9 protein-coding genes and 1 pseudogene are annotated in these 16,356 nt (G+C 64.1%); 1 reads left to right on the top strand and 9 read right to left on the bottom strand.

Features of this window, described 5'->3' with window-relative positions:
- Positions 1-24 precede the first annotated feature (24 nt).
- Positions 25-1,395 carry an MmgE/PrpD family protein gene (locus JQ629_RS25405; protein WP_212414948.1) on the bottom strand — a complete coding sequence of 457 codons (1,371 nt, stop codon included), beginning with the start codon at positions 1,393-1,395 and terminating at the stop codon, positions 25-27.
- Between the two features lie 132 nt (positions 1,396-1,527).
- Between JQ629_RS25405 and JQ629_RS25400 the strand changes: the two genes are divergently transcribed.
- A complete protein-coding gene (locus tag JQ629_RS25400; protein ID WP_212414947.1) occupies positions 1,528-2,646 on the top strand; it encodes an FUSC family protein in 1,119 nt (372 codons plus the stop codon).
- 155 nt (positions 2,647-2,801) lie between these two features.
- On the opposite strand, the gene JQ629_RS25395 is transcribed toward JQ629_RS25400, so the two are convergent.
- The 8 genes and pseudogenes from JQ629_RS25395 to JQ629_RS25360 all read right to left on the bottom strand — a co-directional run bounded on the left by JQ629_RS25395 (position 2,802) and on the right by JQ629_RS25360 (position 16,307).
- A complete protein-coding gene (locus JQ629_RS25395; RefSeq protein WP_212414946.1) occupies positions 2,802-4,127 on the bottom strand; it encodes an SMI1/KNR4 family protein in 1,326 nt (441 codons plus the stop codon).
- Between the two features lie 51 nt (positions 4,128-4,178).
- Positions 4,179-5,507, bottom strand: a complete 1,329-nt coding sequence (locus JQ629_RS25390; protein WP_212414945.1) for an SMI1/KNR4 family protein — start codon at positions 5,505-5,507, stop codon at positions 4,179-4,181.
- A 166-nt stretch (positions 5,508-5,673) separates the two neighbouring features.
- Positions 5,674-6,141: pseudogene (locus JQ629_RS25385) on the bottom strand (DUF2867 domain-containing protein).
- Positions 6,138-7,541: an MATE family efflux transporter gene (locus JQ629_RS25380; RefSeq protein ID WP_212414944.1), complete on the bottom strand. Its 1,404-nt coding sequence runs from the start codon at positions 7,539-7,541 to the stop codon at positions 6,138-6,140. Before JQ629_RS25380 ends, JQ629_RS25385 begins: the two are co-directional and overlap by 4 nt.
- Positions 7,542-7,591: 50 nt before the next feature.
- Positions 7,592-8,890 carry a UDP-N-acetylglucosamine 1-carboxyvinyltransferase gene (gene murA / locus JQ629_RS25375; RefSeq protein ID WP_212414943.1) on the bottom strand — a complete coding sequence of 433 codons (1,299 nt, stop codon included), beginning with the start codon at positions 8,888-8,890 and terminating at the stop codon, positions 7,592-7,594.
- Positions 8,891-8,904: 14 nt separating this feature from the next.
- A complete protein-coding gene (gene gyrB, locus JQ629_RS25370) occupies positions 8,905-11,340 on the bottom strand; it encodes a DNA topoisomerase (ATP-hydrolyzing) subunit B (RefSeq protein ID WP_212414942.1) in 2,436 nt (811 codons plus the stop codon).
- Between the two features lie 430 nt (positions 11,341-11,770).
- Positions 11,771-13,957, bottom strand: coding sequence for a hypothetical protein (locus JQ629_RS25365; protein WP_212414941.1), 2,187 nt, complete (start codon positions 13,955-13,957; stop codon positions 11,771-11,773).
- A gap of 187 nt (positions 13,958-14,144) precedes the next feature.
- Positions 14,145-16,307 carry a hypothetical protein gene (locus JQ629_RS25360; RefSeq protein ID WP_212414940.1) on the bottom strand — a complete coding sequence of 721 codons (2,163 nt, stop codon included), beginning with the start codon at positions 16,305-16,307 and terminating at the stop codon, positions 14,145-14,147.
- Positions 16,308-16,356: the final 49 nt, after the last annotated feature.

The raw sequence follows: 16,356 nt of genomic DNA, 5'->3' as shown, positions 1-16,356 counted from the left end.
GGAAGAGACCGGTGCAAGTCCGATTTACTGCCTTCCCAACTGCGTCGCCTTCGCGACGCGATCGAATCGCTCCAGCGAGAGGATCGCGTCCGCAAGCTGGTCCGCGCGGCCGTTCAGCACCGGCCGTGCAAGCGTGAGGAATTTTTGCTGCATCGCCTGCGCGTCCGGGAATGAATCCGGCTCGCCGGAGGGGTCGGCATAGAGCCGCTCATGCACGGCGTCGTCGGTGGTGATGGAGACGCGCGCGCCAAAGGGATGGGTGCGGCCGATCTCGAGGCGATCGTCCTGCACCACGTCGAACTTGTCGGCCAGTGCATTGACGGCGGCGTCGCCGAGCCGCTCGTAATCGTCCCAGCCGAAACGGCCCTGGTCGAGCGCCAGCGCGCCGGTGAAGAACATCGAGAACTGTCCGCCGACGATCGAGGTCGGGTGACGCTTGGTGGCGGCATCGCCGGTCAGTGTGATGCCGTTGCGGTGCAGGCCGATCTCGACCTTCTTGATCTGGTCCGGCGTCAGATTGTGCTCCCGGCGCATCGCGATCAGCGCATCGAGCGCCGCGTGGGTGTAGCGGCAGCTCGGATAGGGCTTTACGCCAATTCGAAGCGTCTCATAGGTCTTGCCGAGGCCGGCGGTCGCCTTGTCGGGATGCGCATTGTCGCTATAGCCGACGAGCAGGCCATGTTTGCCTTCGACCGATTCGCTCGAACCGACAAAATCGTTGCGCGCCAGGGTAGCCGCGATCACGCCGTTCATCGCGGCGGCGCCGACCTGATAGCGCTTGTTCCAGGCGCCATTGACCAAAAATTGCAGCGAGCCGGCGGCCTGGCTGCCAGAAACACCAAACGCCGAGACGATCTGATCCTTCGACAGGCCGAACAGCTTTCCGGCGGCCGCGGCCGCGCCATAGGTTCCCGCGGTCGCTGTGGGGTGGAAGCCGCGCGCATAATGCGAGGTGGGGTCGAGCGCGTTGCCGAGCCGGCAGCACACTTCATAGCCTGCGACGATGGCGGTGAGCACGTCGCGGCCCGATGCGCCGACCATCTCGCCGACCGCGAACGCCGCCGGCACCACGGGCGCGCTCGGATGCAGCGAGGAATCCGCGTGGGTATCGTCAAAATCCAGCGAATGGCCGAGTGCGCCGTTGAGCAAAGCGGCGACCGCGGGCGTCCAGGTCTTAGCATCGCCGAACACGGTGGATTCGCCCTTGCCGTCCAGCGCCAAGGCTTCCAGCATCTTCAGCAGCGAGGCCGTGGATTCCGCATCGCGCCGCGCCCGGATCGTGCTGCCGAGGAAATCGAGCGTCAGCACCTTGGCGCGCTCCAATACCTCTCGCGGAATGTCCTCGAATTTCAGGTTGGCGACATAGGAGGCGAGCGTTGCGGTTTCGTTGGCCATCGTGTTTCCTCGTTTTGGCCCGCAGGGTAGGCGGGCTGAATCCACCTTTCAAGCCGTCTCCGGGTCGCGGGCATCAGCTATGCTAAAGCTCATTTACAGGCAGGATCGCCTGCAGGTTGCGGAATGGGGCGCATGGCCGGCTTTCTGAAGCGCGTGGCCGGTCGTTTGCGGTCGCGCAGGACGCAGCTGGCGCTGGCCGTCAGGGTGACGGTGGCGGCGGTTGTCGCCTACACCATCGCAAACGCCTTGCATCTGACGCTGCCGCTATGGGCTGTTCTCACCTCCCTCATCGTCACCCAGATGAGCGTCGGCCGGTCGCTGAAGGCGACCACGGACTATATGCTGGGGACGATCGGCGGCGCGATCTATGGCGGAGCGCTTGCGGTGCTGATTCCGCATTCGAGCGAAGCGGCCCTGCTGGCGTTGCTGGTGCTGACAGTGGCGCCGCTGGCCTATCTCGGATCGATCAACCCCAGCCTGACCGCGGCCACGGTGACAGGTGTCATCGTATTGCTGATCCCGGAGATGCACCACACCAGTCCGCTGGATTCCGTGATCGATCGCCTGATCGAGGTGACCGTCGGCGCGTCCACCGGGCTAGCCGCTTCCTTTTTGGTATTGCCGTCGCGGGCGCATCGTCAGATCCGCGCCAATGCGGCGCGCCTGATCGAACTGATCGCGGGCGCATTTTCGGAGTTGCTGGTTGGCCTGACGCATGGCCTCGACAACGACGCGGCGCACCGGATCCAGGACGGCATCGGTGCTGCGGTCACGGCCTTGCACGCGATGGGGCAGGAAGCCGAGCGCGAGCGTGCGGCGCGCCTGTCCTCAGGTCCGGACACCGGTCCGCTGCTGCGGACCATCCTGCGCCTGCGTCATGACGTTGTGATGATCGGGAGGGAATGCCTGGTCGCATTGCCTACGAATTTGCAGGCGCGGCTGGATACGCCCTTGTCCGGCGTGCGCGAGGCGATTGTCGCCCATCTGCGCGCGTCGGCGGCCGCATTGCGCAGCGGTACCAGTCCGCCGGTGATCGACCCCTTGCAATTCGCGCTGCAGGGCTACGCGGAGGAGGTAGCCTCGGTCCGCCGCGATGGTCTGATCCGCCCCCTGCCGGGCGATGCCGCCGAGCGCTTCTACGCACTCGGATTTTCGCTGGAGCAGATGCGCCAGAATATCGGCGATCTCGATCGCTGCGTCGCGGAGTGGTCGGCAAAGCCGTCGGCGAAGCCAACTGGAATCGAAAGCTAGACGCAATGTTGCGTTGTTGACGGGCCTCGTGGTTCGAGACGCGCGGCCTTGCCGCGCTCCTCACCATGAGGGTTTTAGACATCATCCCCGCGTGAGCGTAAGCTCATCGCTGGAGGAGCCGCGAAGCGGCGTCTCGAAGGATGAAGCCACCGACCCTAATCGAGATAAACGCCCAGAAAATTGAGCGTGGTGGCATCGCGTTTCGCGATGCCGTCAGTCAGCGCCTTCAATGCGGCGTCGAAACTGGGGGCCGCCTGTTCCAGTTCGAAGGCGCCGTCATGGTCCCACAGGAAGCACCAGCCGAAGCGCTCGCCCTGCCAGAGATTGATCACCAGGCAGCGGCTGTGATGGGCGGGTTCGGCGACCGGCAGCAGATCGCGCGCGGCCACGCCGTACTCCTCGCGGAAATAGGCATCGACATTTTCCGGATCGTCCTCGGTGAGCGCGATGAAGTTGAACAGATTGCTGCGCTGGGTCGCCAGTTCCGTCGGGCGGTAGAAGCACAATTCGGCCGAAGCGTCCGGCAGCCGGACCTGCAATTCGCTCTCGCCAAGCTGCGCGAGGAATTCGCGGTATTCTTTCGGCAGCTTGGCGCCGAGTTCCTCTTCGGCCTGAAGCAGGTCGCTTTCGCTCACGGCCTTCTTGCTGTGCCAGCGCCAGCCCTTGTCGGATTCCGATATGCTCTTGCGCCGCGCGACATAATCGGCATAGGCCGGCAGCTCGATGATCTCTTCGTAACCGCCAAACCCGCGATACTTATAGGCGTAATCGAAAGCTTCCTCCTGCCGTTCCGGAAAGTGGTCGAGCAGAATCATCGCGCGCTGCGCGCCGCGGTCCACGCTTGCATCGACCCTGCAGGCCTCTTCGATTGCCTCCAGCGCGGCCTTTGGATCATCGGCGCTCAGATGCGCCCAGCTCAGGACTTCCAGCGTGCGGGCCTCGAGGTCGCTTTCCCTGATGGACCAAGCGTAATACGGCGTCCTGGCCGCACGGCGGGCCACGATGGTGTCGCGTCCACGTTGGGCAAGCTCGATGATCCCCTCATCGTCCTGATCGTCGAAATAATCGTGGTTGGCGGCGAGCAGGAGATATAGCGGTTCAATTGCCGCCGGCGTGTCCCGAAGCGCGGCAAGATGTTTGGCCTGCGCTTCGAGGGATTCGCCCAGCGCCGCCAGCATCAGGTCGTCGAGGCCCTTTTGCCAGTCGGGCTTGGGCTCTGGGTCCGGCAGCAGATTGCGCAGCGTATAATCCGTGTGCGTGGTTTCGATGTAGCCGGATGCGACGAGTTCGGCGGCATGCCGACGGAACGCCGCGACGGCGGTGTTCATGTCGGAAAATTCATCGCGCAAATACTGGTCTTCCCCGGGTTCGAGGTCCTCACGCATCAGGATGCCCAGAACGATTGGAACGCCGCCGGGAATTAACAGCAGCTCCCTGTCATCATTCCCCGGCGGGCGATGAAAGAATTTTGCCAGATACATGGGAATCTCCGAACGCGCGGGCACAACGCCGCTGATGGGAAAACGCTATGGTCAGTCGAGATAGACGCCGAGAAAACCGAGCATGGCGGCGTCGCGCTTCTCGATGCCGGAGGTAAGCGCTTTGAGCGCAGCATCAAAGCTGGGTGCGGCCTGCTCCAGCTCCCACGAGCCGTCATGGTCCCACTCAAAACACCAGCCATAGCGTTCGCCCTGCCCAAGATTGATCACCAGGCAGCGGCTGTGCTGCGAGGGCGCGGCGACCGGCAGCAGGTCGCGCGCGGCCACGCCGTACTGCTCGCGGAAGTATGCATCGACCTTTTCCGGATCCTTCTCGAAGCGCGTGATGTAGTTGAACAGATTGTTGCGCTGGGTCGCCAGTTCCGTCGGCCGGTAGAAGCACAGTTCGGCCGACTCGTCCGGCAGCCGGACCTGCAATTCGGTCGAGCCGTATGTCGTGAGGAACTTCCGATAATCCTTCGGCAGTGTGGCGCCGAGCTCTTGCTCCGCCTGCAGCACGTCGCCTTCGCTTGCCGGCTTTTTTGTGTGCCAACGCCAGCCCTTGTCGGATTTCGATTTGCGTTTTCTCCGCGTGACATAGTCGGCATAGGCCGGCAGCGCGATGATGTCTTCGTAGCCGCCAAACTCGTGATATTTGTAGGCGTCATCGAAAGCCTCGTCCTGCCGCTCCGGAAAGTGCTCGACCAGAATTGTCGCGAGCTGCGCGCCGCGGTCCTGGCTTGCGTCGACCCGACAGGCCTCTTCGATCGCCTCCAGCGCGGCCTTTGGGTTATCGGCGCGCAGATGCGCCCAGCTCAGAACCTCCAATATTCGAGCCTCGAGGTCGCGATCCTCCATCGACCAGAAATAGTGCGGCGTCCTGGCGGCGCGGTGGGCGGCGATGGTGTCGCGGCCGCGTTCGGCAAGCGCAATGATCTGGTCGTTGTCCTGATCGTCGGCATAGAAGTGATGGGCGGCGAGCCAGAGATAGAGCGGCTGGCTTGCCGCCGGCGTATCCCGAAGCGCGGCAAGATATTTGGCCTGCTCGTCAAGCGGTTCGCCCAGCGCCGCCAGCATCAGATCGTCGAGGCCTCTCTGCCAGTCAGGCTTGGGCTCTGGATCCGGCAGCAGATTGCGCAGCATGTAATCCGTGTGCGTGGTTTCGATATAGCCGGCTGCGATGAGTTCGGCGGTTTGCCGGCGGAACGTGGCGACGGCGGTCTTGGGTTTGGAATATTCCTTGCGCAGGAACTCGTCTTTTTTCCGCGCGCCCGGCGCCTCGTTCATATACTTGCCAACGACCGTCGGCTCATTGCCGGGCATGAACAGCAGGCCGCGATCATCATCGCCCGGTGGGCGGTGGAAGAACTTTACCAGACGCATGAGGGTCTCCGAACGCGGGCGCTAGGCTGCAGGCACGAGCTGCTGCCAACGCAAAGGGTCGTGCGACCACGGCCGTCAGCCACGATCTCCCCGTTTCAGTCGCAGGTTCGGAACAACGGGTTCACGCCGGGCAACAGGCCGATGGAGGCCGACCTGTGTGGCCGATTCAGGCCGCAACCTGACGCAGCAGGCTGCGGACGATCAGCCGGTGAAACGGCATGATGACGGCCAGATAGGTCCGCCCCAGCCAGTTGTGTGTCAGCACCAGCGTGGTTGCGGTGACCTCCCGGGCGGCGCCTGATGTCGCGACGTCGACGACGATGCGGAAATCCAGATGCTTGTCGTTGAAGCCGGCGACCAAGCGGTCGGGCTGCTCGCTGACGATCGGGAATATTCCGAGCATCTCTCTGGGAGTCGAACTGGCGCCTGACGTCTTGAGGCCAAACGGCGTCACCAGAATGTTGCGCAGGGTCAGCAGCGCCTCGGCCTATCGCGGCTGCCGAGCCATCATGCGCTCGGCCGCCTGCCGCGCATTGAGGGCGCGATCACCGATTTCGATACGGAAAGCGTCGGCAAACTGCGCGCCGGGCAGTGTGTTCGGGTCGATGGCGGGTGTGACTTCACGAACGGTCATTGCAGCGCCAGTCTGTTCGACAGCAGGCGGAAGCGCAAGATCAGCAGAATAGCAAACACGACGGTACCGACGGACAATCCGACCCAGACGCCACCGGCGCCAAGCGATGTCCGAAATCCGAGCGCCCAGGCGCAGGTAAAGCCCACCAGCCAGTAGCTGAAGGTCGCGAACAACAGGGGTATGCGCGTGTCGTTCATCCCGCGCAGCGCGCCGTTGGCGACGGTCTGAATACCGTCGGTGATGAAAAAGGTGGTTCCGACCAGCAGCAGCGTTGCCGTCAGCGTCGCGGTGGCGTCGACGGCTTCGCCGAGGAACAGTTCGGCGATCGTGAACCGCCCCAGGATCACGGCAAGCGTCATCGTCGCCATGAACACCGTCCCGAGCAGGATCGCGACATAGCCGGCGCGCCTGACGGCGTCGCGGTCGCGGCGCCCTACCGCATGCCCGACCCGGACGGTCGCCGCCATGCTGATCCCGAACGGCACCATGTAGAGGATGGCCGCGATCTGCAGGGCGATCTGGTGCGCGGCGAGCGCGGTGGTGCTGATCAGGCCCATCAGCAGGCCGGCCGCGCCGAACAATCCGTATTCGAGCATGAACGCCATCGAGATCGGCGCGCCGATGACGACGAGCTTGCCCATCAACGGCCAGTCGATCCGCCAGATGCGGCCGAGCACGTGATATTTGCGGAACGGCCGGCGGCGCGCGGTGAACCACAGCCCGGCGAAGAACGTTCCGAGATTGACGATGCTGGTCGCAAGGCCCGCGCCGAACAGCCCAAGCTCGGGCAGGCCCCATTTTCCGTAGAGCAGCGGATAGACCAGCAGCGCATTGGCCGGGATCGCGGCCAGCGTGATCCACAGCACCGGCTCGGGCCGGTTCACGGCGCTCATGAAGCCGCGTATCGCGATGAACCACAGCGCCGGCAGGATGCCCCAGGCGAGGCCGAACAGATATTGTTGCGCAAGCTTTGCGGCAGCCGGCGCCTGGCCGAGCGCGATCAGGATCGCCTCGCCGCGGAACGGCAGGATCATCAGCGGCGCCGAGATCAACACCGCCGCCCACAGGCCGACGCGCAGCGCGCGCCGCACCATGCGCGGGTCGCGCGCGCCGAAAGCCTGCGCCGCCAGCGGCGCCACGGCGGACACCAGGCCAAGGCCGAACGTGAAGATCACGAAGAAAACCGTATGCGCGAGGGCCGCCGCAGCGACCGCCTCGCCGCCGAGCCGGCCGATGAACGCCAGATCGGTCGTCATCATCGCGATCTGCCCGAGCTGCGTCAGCGCCAGCGGCACCGCGAGCTTCAGTGTTTCGGCGAACTCCTCAGCCAGATGGCCGCGCGCCCGCGCCGTCGGGGCAGGCGCGAGCAAGGTTGCGTCGATTTTGTCGAGCGAGGTCATGGATCAGGACTAACACGGCGACGGGCCGAAAAAGTGACGGTGGCTGCGACCTATCCGCCGTCTCGCGCCGGCACCCGCGTAATCCTGGCGCCGAGCGCATTGAGCCGTTCCTCGATCCGCTCATAGCCGCGTTCGATCTGGTCGGCATTGTTGATGGTCGAGGTGCCCTCCGCGGCCACCGCCGCCAGCAGCATCGCCATGCCGGCGCGGATATCGGGCGAGGTCATCAGCGCCCCGCGCAACCGGCTCGGGCCCGCCACGATCGCGCGGTGCGGGTCGCACAGCACGATGCGGGCGCCCATCGAGATCAGCTTGTCGACGAAGAACATCCGCGATTCGAACATCTTTTCGAACATCAGGATCACGCCATCGCATTGCGTTGCGGTGACGATGGCGATCGACATCAGGTCGGCGGGAAATGCCGGCCATGGCTGGTCTTCGAGCTTCGGCACATGGCCGCCGAAATCATCCTGGATCTTCATGGTCTGGCCGGACGGCACGACGAGATCGTCGCCTTCGACGCCGCAGACGATGCCGAGCCGCTCAAAGCCCATCCGGACCGAGCGCAGATGCTCGACACCGGCGCGCGCGATGCGCAGCGGCGAGCGCGTCACTGCGGCGAGCCCGATCAATGAGCCGACCTCGATATGGTCGGGCTGGATCGCGTAGCTGGTCCCGCCCAGCGTCGCCGGCCCGTGGATGATGATGGTGTTGGTGCCGATGCCCTCGATCTTGGCGCCGAGCGCCACCAGGAAGTTGGCGAGGTCCTGCACATGCGGCTCGGATGCGGCGTTGCGCAGGTGCGTGGTGCCGTGGGCGCCGACCGCGGCGACCAGGGCGTTTTCGGTCGCGGTGACGCTGGGCTCGTCGAGGAAGACGTCGGCGCCCTTCAGCCGCGAGGCGCGGAACTCGAGCCGGTGCGTCGCCGTGACGGTGGCGCCAAGCTGTTCGAAGGCCAGAAAATGCGTATCGAGGCGGCGGCGTCCGATGACGTCGCCGCCGGGCGGCGGCAGCGCCACCTCGCCGCAACGGGCGAGCAGCGGGCCCGCCAGCAGGATCGAGGCGCGGATGCGCGCGCAAAGCTCGGGATCGAGATCGGCGGCGCGAATTTCCTTGGCGTGGATCTTCAGCGTGTTGCGCTGTACCCATTCGGCCGAGGCGCCGACCGAGCGGATCAGTTCGACCAGCGTCTCGGTATCGCGAATCCGGGGAACGTTCTCCAGCGTGACCGGATGGTCGGTCAGCAGCGCCGCCGCGATGATCGGCAGCGCCGCGTTCTTGTTGCCCGACGGCTCGATCGTGCCCGCAAGCCGGTGGCCGCCTTCAACGATGTACTGGATGGGCGCCACTGGAACTCCGTGCATCACACGTCGACATTGGCGCTGAGCGAATTATCCTGGATGAATTCGCGGCGTGGCTCGACCACGTCGCCCATCAGCTTGGTGAAGATGTCGTCGGCCTCGTCGACCTCCTTGATCTTCACCTGCAGCAGCGAGCGCTCGTTGGTATCGAGCGTGGTTTCCCAGAGCTGTTCCGGATTCATCTCGCCGAGGCCTTTGTAGCGCTGCAGCGTGACGCCCTTGCGGCCGGCATCGGTCACCGCTTCGAACAGGCTGACCGGCCCGTGGATCGCGATCTCGGCATCCTTGCGGCGCAACACGCCCGGCTTCGGATAAGCTTCCTGCAGTTTCGCTGCATAATCGTCGAGCTTGCGCGCATCGGCGGAGCCGAGCAGCGCGTCGTCGATGATGGCGGCATCCTTGACGCCGCGGACGGTGCGTTCGAACAGGAACCCTTCACCCTCCGTGAAGCGTCCGCTCCAGCCGCGCTCGACTTCGTCGGTCAGTGCATCGAGCCGCTTGGCGATGTAATCGGCGGCGGCATTGGCGGTGTTGATGTCGCTGGTGATCTTCGGGCTCAATACGCCGGCGATTGCAGCCTGCTCGACCACCATGCGGTTATAGCGGCTGTGCAGATTATGCAGGATGCCGCGGATAATGCGGGCGTCCTCGACCAGCGACAGCAGGTCGCGGCCGGCACGATCCGATCCGGTGGCTGGCTTGAAGACGCAATCGTCGAGGCCGGTTGCGATCAGGTAATCCTCCAGCGCGCGCTCGTCCTTCAGGTACTGCTCGGACTTGCCGCGCGCCACCTTGTAGAGCGGCGGCTGCGCGATATACAGGTGGCCGCGGTCGATCACCTCGCGCATCTGGCGATAGAAGAACGTCAGCAGCAGCGTACGGATATGCGAGCCGTCGACGTCGGCGTCCGTCATCAGGATGATCTTGTGGTAGCGCAGCTTGTCGGCGCTGAAATCGTCGCTGATACCGGTGCCGAGTGCCGCGATCAGAATGCCGATCTGCTCGCTGGACAGCATCTTGTCCATGCGAACGCGCTCGACGTTGAGGATCTTTCCCCGCAGCGGCAACACCGCCTGGAATTCGCGGTTGCGGCCCATCTTGGCGCTGCCGCCTGCGGAGTCACCCTCGACGATGAACAGTTCTGACTTGGCGGGGTCCTTTTCCTGGCAGTCGGAGAGCTTGCCGGGCAGCGAGCTGCCGCCAAGCGGGCTTTTCCGGGTCAGTTCGCGCGCCTTGCGGGCGGCTTCGCGCGCGGCGGCGGCCTGGATCACCTTGCCAACGATGACCTTGGCCTCGGACGGGTGTTCCTCGAACCACGCCGCCAGCGCCTCGTTGAGCACGTTCTCGACCACCGGGCGTACTTCCGAGGAGACCAGCTTGTCCTTGGTCTGCGACGAGAATTTCGGGTCCGGGACTTTCACCGAAAGCACCGCGGTGAGGCCTTCGCGGCAATCGTCGCCGGTCAGCGCGATCTTTTCCTTTTTCGCGTTGGCCTCGGCATAGCCGTTGACCTGGCGCGTCAGCGCGCCGCGGAAGCCGGCCAGATGGGTGCCGCCGTCACGCTGCGGGATGTTGTTGGTGAAGCACAGCACGTTCTCGTGGTAGCTGTCGTTCCACCACAGCGCGGCCTCGACGCCGATGTCGTTCAATTCCGCGCGCACCATGATCGCGGCGGGCACAATCGCCTTCTTGTTGCGGTCGAGATATTTGACGAATTCCTCGACACCGCCGGCATATTGCATCACCTCGCGCTTTTCGACCGCGTGGCGCATGTCTGACAGCACGATATTGACGCCGGAATTCAGGAACGCGAGCTCGCGCAGGCGATGCTCCAGCGTCGCGAAATCATACTCGACATTGGTGAAGGTTTCGGTCGACGCAAAGAACGTCACCTCGGTGCCGCGCTTGCCACTGGCTTCACCCACCACCTTGAGCGGGGCAACGGAATCGCCGTGGGCGAACTCGATGTAATGCTCCTTGCCGTCGCGCCAGACGCGAAGCTGCAGCTTGCTCGACAGCGCGTTGACGACGGAGACGCCGACGCCGTGCAGGCCGCCGGAGACCTTGTAGGAGTTCTGGTCGAATTTTCCGCCGGCGTGCAGCTGGGTCATGATGACCTCGGCCGCGGAAATGCCTTCGCCCTTGTGGATGTCGACCGGAATGCCGCGGCCGTCGTCGCGCACCGTCACCGAGCCGTCGGCATTGAGCACGACTTCGACCGCCGTGGCGTGACCGGCAAGCGCCTCGTCGATCGCATTGTCGACGACCTCGTACACCATGTGATGCAGGCCGGATCCGTCATCGGTGTCGCCGATATACATGCCCGGCCGCTTGCGCACGGCGTCGAGGCCCTTCAACACCCGGATCGATTCCGCGCCATATTCAATCGGAATGGGATGCTCAGTGTCGGCAGGTGACTGCCGGGCAGGTTCTGTCATGTAAGGCCTTCGAGGTGTCCCGAATCAGCTGCGCAATATGAGGCGCTGATGGATCTATTTGTGCCATGAAAGAGGCCATGCGCCTAGCGCAAAGTCTCCGTCCACAAGCTATTGAATAAATAGTGTTTTTTGGCGCTCTTTCAAGGCGCTCAAAGGGCGATTCAGCGGCCTCTGAAAAGGACGATTCGGGGGATGATTCCGCGCCTCGAAGTGCCTGTTTTTGAGACGTGGTCGCGGCAGGAAATGGCAGACTGCAACGGATCTGCTGGAGAACGGCGCAACAGGCGGGTTCGTTGCCGGAGAACCGATTCCCCTCACCGGGAAGGGCTCGGCTACCTGATCTTGTCCGTCATCGGCCGCGTGCTCGGGACGCAAGCGCCCGCGAGCACGCCGCCCTTGGTCTTCTCTGGGCTTCTCCAGAGCGATCGTGTCAATACATCTGCAGCGACAATGCCTCGCCGCTCGGAGCGATGATCAGGCCCCAGGCGTCATCAGCGGTGACCTCGACCGTATCGTTTCGTGCCGGACGGCCCGCGACCTTCACCGAATAGGTGTATTTGCCCGGCGGCAGGTCGAGCATCGGAGGCTTCTGCGATTGCGGCCCGCCGGCGCCGGCAGCGAGCTTGATCGTCTGCTTGTTGATGGTGACGGCAGCCTCGCTGCCGCCCATGTTGCCGAACACCAGCCTGGCCTGACCCGGTTTCGGGATCACGTCAGCCTTCGCGGCGACATCAGTGTACTTTTGTGCGAGGCTGACGGTGGTCTCGTCCTTCGCTCGGCCGAGTTTCAGCTGTGCAGGCCCATCGGGCGAAGCAAATGCCAGTTGCACGCGGTCTGCCTGCATGACGGCGCGCTCCGCGGATTCCTTCCAGCCGCGCTTGCCGAGCTCGGTACGATAGAAGGCGAGCACGGAAGCGAGATCCGCAGGAACGCTGATTTCGAGTTCCCTGCGGAATGGAACGTTGCTGCCCGGCAGCTTTCCGCTTCCGCGGGAGACAGTCGAACCACGCTGCTTGGGCATCGGAAACGGCGCGTCGGCATCGGTTTCGGGGTCAACTTCGAGAACCTGCACCGTTGCTTTGGCGCCAGCAGCGTTAGGGGCCTGAGCGACGGCTGCCGCGCCGGGCTTGGCCGCCATCTTGGCATCGGCCGTCACCAGAGCCGATCCATCGGCGCTGATCTTCGACCTCGGACCCATCTGCATGACGGTGAACGACATCGCCTTGCCGCCTTTGGAAAAGTCCATCACGACCATGCGGGGATTGTTGATGACCGAAGGCCGTTCTTTCCAGCCCTGGGCCTGCAGCGCGCCACGGTAGAACGCCGCGACCGCTTTCACGCTTGAGGGGGAATAGAAATCGAGCCGGCCTTTGGCGCCTTCGAACTGTACCTCTTCGGCATTCTCCGGCAGCGGCACGGGCTTCGAATTGTCGGCCAGCGGCCGCAGCGGCGCATCTGACATCTTGGCGGCCTGTTCCACCCGCCGCACTTCGTCGGCCGCGATGATTTCCTTTGCCATTGCCGCCGCATCGCTGAAAAACTTCGCGTCGGCTTCCTTCTTGGCCCTGGCGCGTGCCGCCAGGCCGGCTTCGGTCACCTGCGTGGTGAGGTTGATGATCGTCAGATCGTATTGGGGCTTGAGCCTGAGCGTGGCGGTTTGATCGGGAGACGAGAAGTTGAGGACGGTCTGGTCCGGCGTTTCAACGGCGCCGCGGGTTTCCTCTTTCCAGTTCCGCACCCCTAGTTCGCGGCGGAAGAATGCGAGTACCACCGGCAACTCAGCCTGAACGGCGCCGTGTACCTTGCGCGAGTTCGAACTCGAATCGCCCTCGCTTCCGAAGCCCGCTGTCTGGTTCGGTACCGGCAGGCCGGCGGTTTCGCGCGCAAGCTCAAGGCTCTGCGGATGCGCGAAGGGCGCAATCCGGACGTCGACATTGGTCTTGCCGTCATCGCGACGCTGCAGCGTCAGCATGATCGGCTGCTGCTGGTAGCCGTCACGTTTTGGAAAGCTGTAGAAGGCGCGTGCGCCGTTGCTGATCGATGCATCGATCGTGGCGCCGGGATAACGCGCCGCTGCGTCCGCCGCCGACAATGGCGACCAGCCGGCCGCGATCAGTTCCTTGCGGAAGAACTCCAGGCCGGTCTCGACGCTCGCGGCGGTCGTGCAGCCAAGATAGGGCCGGCGCTCGTTGAATATGATGTCGGTCGCATCGTCCGGAAACGGCACGTTCGCATAGATCCTGTCCGCGCCGTAATGCACCTCGGATTGATTGGGCTGGGTTTGCGTGAAAGACACGTTAAGTCCGTGCGGACCCCTCTTGAAGGTCAACGTGCTCCTGACGTTTTCGAACGGGCGCACGTATTGCACCCAGCCGTCGGCGGCCAGCAATTTCTTCGCCGCCGCGGTGGTGGCTGCGACGGTGCCCGGAACGTAGTAGTTCAGTTTGAAAGTTTCGGGACGGCCTTCCACGGCGCCTTCCAGGCGTGGCACGATGCGGACATCGACCATGGTGGGGTCGGCCTTGGCGGCAACCGGCACGCTGGCGATCGCCGCGAAGGCGACAGCAAACAGATGTTTCCGTGCCGGGACCAGCATCCCGCGCGTCATTCCAAACATGGGTATCTCCGGTATTCGCCGACGCCTGACGCGCAGCAGTGATGGCCGCGCATCGATGGCGCGGTTGCTGAAGTCTAGTCGCGCGGGTGGACGTCGAGGTTCAACCGGACGCCCGCCGGCTCAGGCGCGTCGGGCGATTTGGCCGGAATGGAGCAAGCCGCGCGAGGACTGCTCCATTCCGTTCGTATCAATACATCTGCATCGACAATGCCTCTCCGCTCGGGAGAATGATCAGACCCCAGCCGTCGTCGGCGGTCACCTCGATCGTATCGTTTCGGGCGGGGCGGCCCGCGACCTTCATCGAATATCGGTACTTGCCCGGCGGCAGTTCGAGGATCGGGGGCCTAGGCGAATGCAGTCCACCTGCGCCGGCGGCGAGCTTGATCGTCTGCTTGTTGATGGTGACGGCCGCTTCGCTTTCACCGACATTGCCGAGCATCAGCTTGGCGTGACCCGGCTTCGGTACGAAGTCCGCTTTTGCGGCGACATCAGGATATTTCTGCGCGAGGATGACCGACGTCTCGTCGTCGCTGCGGCCAAGCTTCAGCAGTGCGGGCCCGTCGGGCGAGGTAAATGACAGCTGCACGCGGTCCGCCTGCACAACGGCACGCTCCGCCGATTCCGTCCAGCCGCGTTTGCCGAGTTCGCGACGATAGAAGGCGAGCACGGCATTCAGTTCGGCGGGAATGCTGGCGTCAAGTTGCCTGCGGTACACAGCGTTGCTGCCCGGCAGCTTTCCGCTCGCCGACGTGTTCATCGCGCTATGCTGCTTTGGCACCGGAAAGGGCGCGTCGGGGTCGGCGTCGGGGTCGGCCTCGAGAACCTGCATCGCCGCCGCTTTGGCGCCGGCGCCATTAGAGGCCTGAGCGACGGCTGCCGCTCCTGGCTTGGCGGCGATCTTGGCATCGGCCGTCACCAGAGCCGATCCAGAGGCGGTGACACTCGCCCTCCGACCCATCTTCATGATGTTGAACCGCATCGCCTTGCCGCCTTTGGAAAACTCCATCACGACCATGCGGGGATCGTTGATGACCGAGGGCTTTTCTTTCCAGCCTTGGGCCTGCAGTGCGTCACGATAGAACGCTGCGACCGCTCTCACGGTCGAGGGGGAATAGAAATCGATTTGGCCGGCAGCGGCCTCGAACTCCACCTCTTCGGCGTTCTCCGGCAGCGGCACGGGCTTCGAATTGTCGGCAAGGGCGCGCAGCGGCGCATCCGACAGCGGCGCATCCAACAGCTTGGCGGCCTGGGCCGCGTCGGCTTCCTTCTTGGCCCTGGCGCGTTCGGCGAGGATGGCGCCATTCATTTGAGTGACGATATTGACCATCGTCATGTCATATCGGCGGCTGAGCTCCAGCGTGGCGGTTTGCTCGGCCGAGGAAAAGTTCAGCATGACGTTATCAGCGGTCACCACAGCACCGCTGGTTTCTTCGGTCCAGTTTCGCGCCGCGAGTTCGCGACGATAGAAGGCGAGCGTTGCAGGAATTTCGGCAAGGACCGCCACGTCCAGCACGCGCCGGGCCGAATCGGAATCGCCCGAGTTCTGCGCGGTCCAGGTTAGTTTGGGCGTCGGCAGGCCGGCCGTGTCGTCAGCGGCTTCGAGCGTTTCCGGCATCGCAAACGGCGCGATCCGGATCTCCACGCCGGTTTTGCCGTCGTCACGGCGCTGCAGCGTCAGCATCACCGGCCGCTGCCGATGAAAGCCATTGTCGAAATCATGGGTGTAATAGGCCCGCACGCCATTCTCGATCGTCTCGCTGAGCTGCACGTTCGGCCAGCGCGCGGCCGCCTCCGCGGCTTTGAGCGGCTTCCAGCCGCTCGCGGCCATCTCCTTGCGGAAGAAGTCGAGCGTTGCGTCGAGCGCAGTCGGGGCAATGCAGCCGAGATAGGGCCGCCACTCCTCGAACACGATGTCGGCAGCATCCGGCGGGAACGGCACGTTCACATGCGCTGCGTTGGCGCTATAAATCACGCTGGATTGATTGGGCTTGCCTGGCGGGACCGACACAAACAGTCCTTGCCGTCCCTTCTTGAATTTTGACGAGAACTTGTCGTTTTCGAGCGGGTGCGCATATCGCACCCAGCCGTCGGCGGCCAGCAATTGCCTCACCGCAGCGGTGGTCGCCGCGAAGTCGGTCGGAACGTCGTAGGTCACTTGATAGGTTTTGGATTGATGGGTTTTGGTAAGGGCCGTCTGTTCCACGGCGCCTTCGAGCCGCGGCAGGGTGCGGACATCGACCATGTCGGAGTTGGCACTGGCGGCAACCGGCGCGCAGGCAATCACCGCGAGGGTGACAGCAAACAGATGTTTCCGTGCCGGGACCAGCGTCCCGCGCGTCATTCCAAGCATGGCTATCTCCGGTATTTGCCGACGCTTGATCCGCGCAGCAGTAATGGCC

The sequence above is a fragment of the Bradyrhizobium sp. AUGA SZCCT0222 genome, assembly GCF_018130205.1.
Classification (GTDB): Bacteria; Pseudomonadota; Alphaproteobacteria; order Rhizobiales; family Xanthobacteraceae; genus Bradyrhizobium.
This window is presented reverse-complemented; position numbering and strand designations above follow the sequence as displayed.

Bases quoted from the DNA above. Each gene is read 5' to 3' on its own strand.
- JQ629_RS25400 (WP_212414947.1), top strand. From the start codon at position 1,528: ATGGCCGGCTTTCTGAAGCGCGTGGCCGGTCGTTTGCGGTCGCGCAGG.
- JQ629_RS25390 (WP_212414945.1), bottom strand. From the start codon at position 5,507: ATGCGTCTGGTAAAGTTCTTCCACCGCCCACCGGGCGATGATGATCGC.
- JQ629_RS25360 (WP_212414940.1), bottom strand. From the start codon at position 16,307: ATGCTTGGAATGACGCGCGGGACGCTGGTCCCGGCACGGAAACATCTG.
- JQ629_RS25380 (WP_212414944.1), bottom strand. From the start codon at position 7,541: ATGACCTCGCTCGACAAAATCGACGCAACCTTGCTCGCGCCTGCCCCG.
- JQ629_RS25395 (WP_212414946.1), bottom strand. From the start codon at position 4,127: ATGTATCTGGCAAAATTCTTTCATCGCCCGCCGGGGAATGATGACAGG.
- JQ629_RS25365 (WP_212414941.1), bottom strand. From the start codon at position 13,957: ATGTTTGGAATGACGCGCGGGATGCTGGTCCCGGCACGGAAACATCTG.
- gyrB (WP_212414942.1), bottom strand. From the start codon at position 11,340: ATGACAGAACCTGCCCGGCAGTCACCTGCCGACACTGAGCATCCCATT.
- JQ629_RS25405 (WP_212414948.1), bottom strand. From the start codon at position 1,395: ATGGCCAACGAAACCGCAACGCTCGCCTCCTATGTCGCCAACCTGAAA.